The sequence below is a fragment of the Sphaerospermopsis sp. FACHB-1094 genome (assembly GCF_014696195.1).
GTDB classification, from domain to species: Bacteria; Cyanobacteriota; Cyanobacteriia; order Cyanobacteriales; family Nostocaceae; genus Sphaerospermopsis; species Sphaerospermopsis kisseleviana.
Map to the genome: position 1 here is coordinate 1 of NZ_JACJPT010000176.1, position 6907 is coordinate 6907.

Annotated in this window: 6 protein-coding genes; 3 read left to right on the forward strand and 3 right to left on the reverse strand. The window is 40.0% G+C overall.

Translation table 11 applies throughout. The features are described 5' to 3' along the window. Positions 1-572 precede the first annotated feature (572 nt). From lpdA to H6F47_RS26185, 3 genes are all read left to right on the forward strand, one after another. Entirely contained in the window at positions 573-2003 is a 1431-nt protein-coding gene (gene lpdA, locus H6F47_RS26170; RefSeq protein ID WP_096566467.1) for a dihydrolipoyl dehydrogenase, read from the forward strand. Between the two features lie 139 nt (positions 2004-2142). Next, complete coding sequence (gene trpC, locus H6F47_RS26180; protein WP_190651672.1) at positions 2143-3027, forward strand: indole-3-glycerol phosphate synthase TrpC; 885 nt, start codon at positions 2143-2145, stop codon at positions 3025-3027. A gap of 369 nt (positions 3028-3396) precedes the next feature. Further along, positions 3397-4545 carry an alanine--glyoxylate aminotransferase family protein gene (locus tag H6F47_RS26185; protein ID WP_190348780.1) on the forward strand — a complete coding sequence of 383 codons (1149 nt, stop codon included), beginning with the start codon at positions 3397-3399 and terminating at the stop codon, positions 4543-4545. Between the two features lie 340 nt (positions 4546-4885). Here the strand turns inward: H6F47_RS26185 and H6F47_RS26190 are convergent, their stop codons facing one another. From H6F47_RS26190 to H6F47_RS26200, 3 genes are all read right to left on the reverse strand, one after another. After that, entirely contained in the window at positions 4886-5113 is a 228-nt protein-coding gene (locus H6F47_RS26190; protein WP_096566475.1) for a DUF2949 domain-containing protein, read from the reverse strand. A gap of 552 nt (positions 5114-5665) precedes the next feature. After that, positions 5666-6184, reverse strand: a complete 519-nt coding sequence (locus H6F47_RS26195) for a DUF192 domain-containing protein (RefSeq protein ID WP_190651668.1) — start codon at positions 6182-6184, stop codon at positions 5666-5668. 302 nt (positions 6185-6486) lie between these two features. Further along, positions 6487-6907: RNA-guided endonuclease TnpB family protein (locus H6F47_RS26200; protein ID WP_190651670.1), on the reverse strand; the 421-nt coding region annotated here is incomplete at its 5' end.

A 6907-nucleotide genomic window follows, 5' to 3' on the forward strand; every position in this document is an offset into this window, starting at 1 on the left:
CGTTTGGCTAAAGCGTGAAAGTCTACCGAGGGATAACTGCTCCCATGCTCCCGTTGAAGTAGAAAGTAAAGTCTAGTTTTGTCTAGGTTTTATATAGCAGATGTTGTATGCAACGTCTCTACAAGGTTTAGGGTGCGGAAGGTGAGTTGAATCTCACATTCCGCATAAGCGGAGAATAAAAAAATAATTATCTCCAAAAACATTGTTTGGTAAGGGTTTTCAGGATTTTAGTTCAAAGGAACTATAAAATGTTTATTAGGAATTTATCTCATTTATTGAGAATATTTTTGGAGTAAAGTTTGTACAACCCTGAATCTTTCGTGATAATTATTCAGAATTGGATTTTATCTGCGGAAGGTGAGTTGAATGCTAACGCTTAGTGTGCTGTAAGCATAAAAGTTTAGATGATCGGGAAATCAGGTAAAATGGCAAAATGTCATGAAAAATCCATCATCCAAATATAACTATAATTCTAAGGTTATCCCCATTCTGAACACGATCGCACTAAGTGAACTGTTTTAGCGGGGGAATGAAGTTAAAAATAAGTAGGTTAAAGAAACGGGGAAACTAACGTGAGTTCTGGATTTGATTACGATTTAGTGATTATTGGCGCAGGTGTAGGTGGACATGGCGCAGCCCTACACGCTGCTCATTATGGTCTGAAAACAGCGATTATTGAAGCTGGAGATATGGGAGGAACCTGTGTTAACAGAGGTTGTATTCCTTCCAAAGCTTTGTTAGCTGCTTCTGGTAAGGTGCGGGAGTTACGTAACGCCCACCATCTCAAGTCTTTGGGGATTCAAATTGGTGGTGTAGAATTTGAACGAGAAGCGATCGCTAATCATGCTAATAATCTTGTCTCAAAAATTCAAGGTGACTTAACCAACAGTCTCAAACGTCTGGGGGTCGATATTATCCGGGGGTGGGGAAAAATCGCTGGTTCACAGAAAGTCAGCGTGATGACGGATAGTGGTGACAAAACTATCACTGCTCAAAATATTATTCTTTCTCCTGGTTCTGTTCCCTTTGTTCCTCCCGGAATAGAAATAGACGGTAAAACAGTCTTTACCAGTGACCAAGGTGTAAAATTAGAATCTCTGCCTCAGTGGATCGCTATTATTGGTAGTGGTTACATCGGTTTAGAATTTTCTGATGTTTACACTGCTTTGGGTTGTGAAGTTACCATGATTGAAGCCCTGGATGTGTTAATGCCAGGATTTGATCGGGATATTGCTAAACTGGCAGAAAGAGTTTTAATTACTCCCCGTGATATTGAAACTAAGGTCGGAATATACGCTAAAAGGGTAATTCCTGGTTCTCCTGTTGTCATTGAGTTAGCAAACTTCCAAACAAAAGAAGATTTAGAAGTTTTAGAAGTTGATGCTTGTTTAGTAGCTACAGGTCGCATCCCCACTACTAAAAATCTCGGTTTAGAATCTGTGGGTGTAGAACTGGATAAACGGAATTTTATCCCTGTAAATGATGGCATGGAGGTGCTGTCAGCAGGTGAAGTAGTTCCTAACCTCTATGCCATTGGTGATGCTAACGGTAAAATGATGTTGGCTCATGCCGCTTCGGCTCAAGGTATCATTGCTGTAGAAAATATCCTGGGTAAAAACAAAACGGTAGACTATCGTAGTATTCCCGCAGCAGCTTTTACCCATCCAGAAGTGAGTTATGTGGGTTTAACAGAAACAGCAGCCCAAGAATTAGGTTTAGCAGAAGGGTTTGAAATTGCTACCAGTAAGAGTTACTTTAAAGGTAATTCTAAAGCTTTGGCAGAAAACGAAGCCGATGGTATTGCTAAAGTAATTTATCGTTCAGATACAGGTGAGGTGTTAGGTGTGCATATTTTCGGCGCACACGCTTCCAGTTTAATTCACGAAGCATCCGCCGCAGTTGCTAACCGTCAATCTGTAAAAGATTTGGCTTATTTGGTTCACGCCCATCCTACACTATCAGAAGTGTTAGATGAAGCCTACAAACGAGCGATCGCTAGTTAGGTGGTGATTGGTGATTGGTGATTGGGAAATTAATCCTTTAAAATCTGTGCTTACTTTGATGGAAAAGAATAAATCTTCCCAGTCCCCAGTCCCCAGTCCCCAGTCCCCAGTCCCCAGTCCCCAGTCCCCAGTCCCCAGTATGCAAATTCGTCGTCGTCAACCTAGTCCAGCTATTGATGTCTCTATTGTTCGCTACCAAGCAGTATTAGAGGATGCTGAACCAAATAATATTCTCGAAGAAATTGTTTGGTATAAAGAAACAGAAGTTGAACAAATGCGGGAAAAATTGCCGTTAAAAGAACTGCAAAAAAAAGCTCTTTCCTTACCTCCTACCCGTGATTTTGTTGCTGCGTTGCGTCAAGGAAAAACTAAACCTGCATTAATCGCAGAAGTAAAAAAAGCATCCCCCAGCAAAGGGGTTTTACGAGCAGATTTTGACCCGGTAGAAATTGCTAAAGCTTATGAAGAAGGTGGTGCAAGTTGTCTTTCTGTTCTCACAGATAAAAAGTTTTTTCAAGGTAGTTTTGATAACTTATCTTTAGTCCGTGCTGCCGTAGATTTACCATTATTATGTAAGGAATTTATTATTTATCCTTATCAAATGTATTTGGCGCGAGTGAATGGCGCAGATGCAGTTCTATTGATAGCGGCAATTCTTAGTGATCAGGATTTACAGTATTTCATTAAAATTGCCAACGCTCTGAAAATGGCGGCTTTGATTGAAGTACATAGTTTAGAAGAACTTGACCGAGTTTTAGCTTTAGATGGTGTTTCTTTAGTTGGTATCAATAATCGCAACCTAGAAGATTTTTCTGTTGACCTCCAAACCACCTGCGAACTACTGAAAGCAAGAGGTAGTCAATTACAGGAGAAAAATATTTTAGTCGTCAGTGAGTCAGGACTACATACACCAGAGGATTTAAGTATAGTAGAAACAGCCGGAGCATCAGCTGTACTCGTTGGTGAGTCTTTGGTAAAACAACCAGATCCAAAATTGGCAATTAATCAGCTTTTTGGTAAATAAGACTGGGGACTGGGGACTGGGGACTGGTGACTAGGGACTGGTGACTGGGAAAGAAAATTTTAGATTTTAGATTTTAGATTTTAGATTGGAATTGTCAAAAACAATCCAAAATCCAAAATTGTGTTACCAATTACCAATCAAGTGGTTTCTGATCAAAAATAAAGAGGAAAGGTGAAAAGGAAAGCCGAAAGCTGGCCTTTTTGCCTTTAATTTTTAAGTTTGTGCCTAGAGCAGATGTGACTCTCTCAGGTACTATAATCTTCTGATGACAGACTGATTGAATTTGTAGATGAATGTCTAAAATTTGCCATCAGAATTAAATCATCCTCAAAGGATTTTGAATCTTATTGGATTTTTGGGATAGAGATAATGGACGATAAGTTAATGTTGATGATTCCTGGACCTACTCCAGTTCCAGAAGCAGCTTTACTAGCTTTGGCTAAACACCCCATTGGACACCGTACCAGTGAATTTAGTAACATGATGGGGGAGGTGACAGAAAACCTGAAATGGCTGCACCAAACCCAAAATGATGTACTGATGCTGAATGTTAGCGGTACTGGTGCGGTAGAAGCGGGAATTATTAATTTTCTGTCTCCTGGCGATCGCATTTTGGTGGGTTCTAATGGTAAGTTTGGTGAACGTTGGGTAGAAGTTGGTCAAGCTTTTGGTTTAAATGTGGAAGTTGTCACCGCAGAATGGGGACAACCTTTAGACCCGGCTAAGTTTGGAGAAATTTTACAAGCTGACACCAACAAAGAAATTAAAGCTGTCATTATCACCCACAGCGAAACTTCTACAGGTGTAATCAATGATTTGGCAGCTATCAATAGTCATGTAAAAGCACATAGGGAAGCTTTAATTATTGTTGATGCTGTCACCAGTTTGGGTGCTTACAATGTGGCTGTTGATGCTTTGGGATTGGATGTAGTAGCTTCCGGTTCTCAAAAAGGCTATATGATACCCCCCGGTTTAGGATTTGTGTCTGTAAGTCCTAAAGCTTGGGAAGCTTACAAAACTGCGAAGTTGCCAAAATATTATTTAGATTTAGGTAAATATCGCAAATCTACAGCTAAAAATACAACTCCTTTTACTCCCCCAGTTAACTTAATTGTGGCACTACACACCACCTTGGGGATGATGAAAAAAGAGGGTTTAGAGTCAATTTTTGCCCGTCATGAACGCCAAAAAAATGCGACTCGTGTAGCGATGAAGGCTTTAAATTTACCATTGTTTGCAGCGGATGAATGCGCTAGTCCAGCTATTACCGCTGTATCAGTACCGGGAATGGAAGCGGATAAAATTCGGTCATTGATGAAAAAGCGGTTTGATATTGCTTTAGCTGGTGGTCAAGACCATCTGAGTAATAAAATTTTCCGTATTGGTCACTTAGGATTTGTGAGCGATCGCGATATTCTCAGTTGTATCGCATCATTAGAAATTGTACTGGCAGAAGTTGGCTATGAAAACTTTACCCCTGGTGCTGGTATCGCCGCTGCTGCTAAGGTTTTTGGATAAGGTCAGTGACTGGGGACTGGGGACTGGGTTATCAACTTCCTCCTGCCCTCTACCCCCTGCCTTCTGACTCCTGCCTCCTGCCTCCTGACTCCTGACTTCTAACAATAAAAGGGCAAGTGATTTGATCAACTTGCCCTTTTAATTTGGATGTCAATAATTCAAAATTCTCAGCATCAATTTTTCGATCTATCAAACTTTGCCCAGGGCAGAGTTGACTTGACATACCTTATTTCTCCTGAATTAGCTCAACCGTTTCATATTGAATTTGCATACAGTTAGCCGCCAGAATATTGACCAGAATAGTTACCAGCAATGGATTTTCTAGTATTCCATTGCTTACCTATGCAGTCTCCAACCAATCATAAATTTGTTCTAACTGCTCTAGGGTAATCAACCCATACTGCCACAGGATCATGGTTAAAGAGCCTGTATCCTGCTCCCGATGACGCAAAGCCACAGACAGAGAAGCGGCTGAGATCGCCAAATCTTCTTGGAGAAAATTAATCAAACGAGAATATCTTGATTGTGCCATTTGTATCTCACCTCCTTGAGTAGAGTGTATTATCATATATCCTTTCCTCTTTTCTCAGTGATCTAAAGCCAGTATTTTATGTGTCACTGTGCTATGACTGAATAAATCCTCAAACACTTTCACCATCCAAAATCTAAAATCCAAAATCCAAAATCCAAAATCCAAAATCCAAAATCCAAAATCGTATAACTTTCGTACTGCTTGTTTCCCCCAATCTCAAGTAACAGGAACTATAAGTTAAATTGGCTTGATTCTCTTGAGTTTTTTGTGCTTAATGTAATTACATCTGAAGTATCCAAGATTCCATAGCCTATAGTCCTCTATTGATTACTATTTACACTTATGTCAAAAGAAGGATTTTTCCAGTGAAACTTTGAAGTCGGGTTTTTCATTGGGGAAAAGCTAGATCCGATGTTATGATAACTGCTGCTAAATATTAACCTCTATATTTTACGGAATAGTTTTTTTACCAAAATATCTTCATACAAAATTGACAGATTCCTCATAGGTGACTGGGGACTGGTGACTGGTGACTGGTGACTGGTGACTGGTGACTGGTGACTGGTGACTGGGAAGAATAACTAATGACTAATAACTTGGGTTGAAAAATTCAATTTTTACTTTGTCACCTACCTGTAAACCTAATTCTGTAGCTCGTTTGGATCTCAGTTCAATTACTTGGTCTATTGGTACGTTAGGACCATAGGTGGGACAAGGTTCACTTTTACAGGGGGGTGCAGCGGTCTCAATGTACTTGATTACTCCATCCTGAAGAAAGACCATATCTAAAGATACGGGGACATTCAACATCCAAAAACTGACTGGTTGGGCTGAGGGAAATACAAATAACATTCCCCTGTCATCGGGTAAAGCTGGTCTATACATCAACCCCATAGCCTGTTGTTCTGGTGTTTTTGCGACTTCTAGGTTAATTTTTGTGCCGTTGGGAATGGTAGCTTCAGCAGAGATTGGCAAATTTTGACCTTTAGGGGTTTGTAATTGGACTTGAGAGGTTGATGTAGTAGTGGGTTCGGCGGTGGTTGGGGGTGAACAGCCAATGAGTAAAACACTCAGGAGTAGATACAATACAGTTTGCCGACGCAACATAAGCAGTTGAAAATTTAAGTTTCTAAATGGACTATTGCTTTTCTCATAAGTTCCCTAACTAGGCTTTGCTGTTCGCGTAGCGTGCCGTTAGGTATAAAAGTCTTTTCGTGGGGCAGGCAAAAGGAAAGGTGAACAATGGCAAAATAAAGAGCTATTCACTTAATAATGTGGTTTTTTTTATTTAGATTTCGATTTTACAGAAATTTCTGCAAAATAGCCCGCTATTGGCAATTATTTTTTTTCAGGAGATTTTTCTGTGATGTGGCCACAAGTTAGATCCGATACAAAAAAGCTAACTAATGCTAACAAAAGTTGGCTTTTTCTTCCTGTTTCACCAGTTCGACTACGCTCACTGAACTCCTAGCAGTGTCGGCACTATCTAGTCCACAGGCTAACACGATCAATCTGACCGTTTCTTGTTTTAAATTAATCGCAGCGTTTAAATCTCTGTCAATCTCAAAGCCACAGTTATCACATTTAAACACTCTTTGAGATAATGACAGTGATGATTTCTTTTCTCCACAACTTGAGCAAGTCTTGCTACTCGGATAAAATCTATCCACAATTACTAACTTACTACCATACAGTTGTGTTTTGTATTCTAGCTGCCTTCTAAATTCATAAAAGCCCATATCGGCTATAGCTTTTGATAATTTCCCATTTGCTAACATCCCAGATACATTCAAATCTTCTATCCCTATCACCGCGTGGTTTTTGCTGATA

Coding starts and splice junctions, on each gene's coding strand:
- trpC (WP_190651672.1), top strand. CDS start 2,143: ATGCAAATTCGTCGTCGTCAACCTAGTCCAGCTATTGATGTCTCTATT.
- H6F47_RS26185 (WP_190348780.1), top strand. CDS start 3,397: ATGGACGATAAGTTAATGTTGATGATTCCTGGACCTACTCCAGTTCCA.
- H6F47_RS26190 (WP_096566475.1), bottom strand. CDS start 5,113: ATGATAATACACTCTACTCAAGGAGGTGAGATACAAATGGCACAATCA.
- H6F47_RS26195 (WP_190651668.1), bottom strand. CDS start 6,184: ATGTTGCGTCGGCAAACTGTATTGTATCTACTCCTGAGTGTTTTACTC.